The 2,501-nt window shown below is 33.0% G+C and carries 2 pseudogenes; both read right to left on the reverse strand.

The annotated features are described in order from the left end of the window. Nucleotides 1–1,757: pseudogene (gene sasA, locus IDG60_RS11005) on the reverse strand (serine-rich repeat glycoprotein adhesin SasA); the annotation flags it as partial. Between the two features lie 543 nt (nucleotides 1,758–2,300). Then, a pseudogene (locus tag IDG60_RS11010) lies at nucleotides 2,301–2,501 on the reverse strand (flavin reductase family protein); the annotation flags it as partial.

Consider the following 2,501-nt stretch of genomic DNA (forward strand, 5'->3'; position numbering starts at 1 on the left):
ATGGTTTGATTGCCTACAGTTACAGTTGGTGCTTTTACATCAGTAAAATAATATGTCACTGATTGTCCAGCATTCGTCATTTTTACAGTTTTATTTGTATCATTATAAGTTGACGCATATGAACTATCGACGGACGTGTAGTTATATCCTTTAGCAGTCAATGCAGATTGCTGATTATCGATTGTCACGACTTGATCAACATTTCCTGAATATGTTTTTGGTGGAATAATATCTTTACCTGTTGTTACATCAACGTATCTCACTTGTGTAACAGCAGACTCTGTATATTCGAATGTTCCAAATTGTACTTGTTGTAAATTTGTCGCGCCACCTGTTGAGGCTGTCATTGATAATGAAAAGTTGGTCGTACCACTTTTCGCAATCCAATCTGAAATATTACGTGTCCATGTTTGACCTGCATATTTGACAGTCATAACCTTTGTATCACCATTATAGTTAATATCAAAATCTTGGAACGTGTTATTTGTAGGTTGAACATTTAACTTCGCAGCATTATCAGCTGTTGAACTTGATGTATACGTTGTTGCAACACCATAACTATCTGTTGTTACAAATGCACCAAACGCACCTCCACCAGCTACATTAGATGGGTCAGCATTCGCCTTTGCAGCTGAATTTGGTTTAGATGTATTGTGATACGTATCCAATTTGAAGCCAAATGCGTTACTTAAGCCACCAATACCTACTGCGGCACCGTTTAACCCTGTTTCACCTAATACACCTGGTGAAAAGGCAAAACCGATACCATCTCCACCATTTCCATGCCCTTCATATTTGTTACCTAAATTTACTTTTCCAGAAAAATGAAAACTCTTATTAGAGTCAATACGTGTTCCTAATGTAATAGCACCTTTTTGGCTGTATGCATCCTGTGTTAACGTCACAATACCGGTACTTTGATCATAGGTAGCATTACCTGACGTTGTCATATATTGTTTTAAGTTATCTTTATTAACTGTAATTGTATTAGCAGTTACTGCGGTTGTCGTCGCTGCTGACGCAAATGTTGACATAGCTAAGCGACTGAAAGTTCGAAGTTTTACTGGTGCGGTGCTAGTTGACGTTGTGCTAGTTTTGTTTAAGTTGACCGAAGATGGCGTTGTGCTTTGTGAAGTGTTATTTGATGCAGTACTTTGATTTGTTGATGTATTAATTGGTTGTTCTGTACTTGAAGTTGAAGCTACAGATTTAGTATCAGAACTTGATGTAGTATTCTTTGAGGATGTTGATTCTGATGTAGATGTCAATTTCTCTTGTTGATTGCTTGTACTATTAGTTGTCGAAGTGACCTTTTCAGACTTTTCACTTGAGACTGTGTCACTATTTGATGTTTGTACCGAACTACTATTTTTCGTTACACTTGTGGAATCGGCTGTTGATGTTGATGCTTCGATTGTCGTTGAGTTTTGATTACCTACTGTTTCACTTTGTGTGTTTAATTCAGAAGTTAATGGTGCATCAGAAGCCGCAAAAGCTTGCTGGTCATGCAACATATTTACCGTGAATGCACCACCAATAACCGCCGTAGTTTTCAGTCCGTATCCCGTCATTTTTTTACTAATGCTTTGATTATCTTGACTCACTAAACTATGACTAATAAATGGTAGCCCCATAATTTTGAACATTTCTATTTCTTTAATTCCGGATTTTACCCAATTTTTTCCAGATTTATAAAGTCTTACTCTTGTTTTTTCGTTTGCTAAGCTGTCATGAAATGCTTTCTGTCTTTTACTCATGTAATAACTCCTTGTATTATCTTTACATTCATTAGATTATAATATATGCCACTATTCAATTTAATACAACTCTTTTTTGATACAAAAAAACTCATTTTGTTAAAATTTGTAAAAATTCATTTTTATTCGTCTAGATGGAATCGTTTTCATATTTTTAAAATTACTTTTTCTCGTTTATGCGTATAATCTTTTTTATATAAATTTGGCTAATTGGCTTTATGTTTAATCATTATAATTGTTTCGTTTTTAAAATAATTATTGTATTAATATATCTATATCATCCACCTTTTATTTATAAATAGTTAATTTACAACTAAACGATAAATATTATATGCAAAATACATCTTTAATATTAAAGTAATACCAATATTTTTTCAATAAACCTAGTGTAATATATGTGTAATTCTAAAAGATTCTTCTTTAAAAATATAAATACCACGACATATTGCTTTAACATTTTCATTTATAAAGCGAAAAAATGCATCGCTACTAAGTTGAATGTTTAGTAAGGATGCATTGAATTCACTAAAATGATTAAATTACTTATATCTTTTCATCTGATTGATTATCGAAATTTCTTCCTTCTAAACCTGCTAACTCTTCTTTAGAAGCTGCAGGTGCTTTCATTTCAAATATCTCATTCACTACTGTGTAATCGTAATATCCTAATCTGGCAATAGGTTTAATCGACTTAATGTCCAATTTACCATTATCAAGAATAACCTTATCGTCAATATGAACTTG

Source organism: Staphylococcus sp. EG-SA-2 (assembly GCF_017152085.1).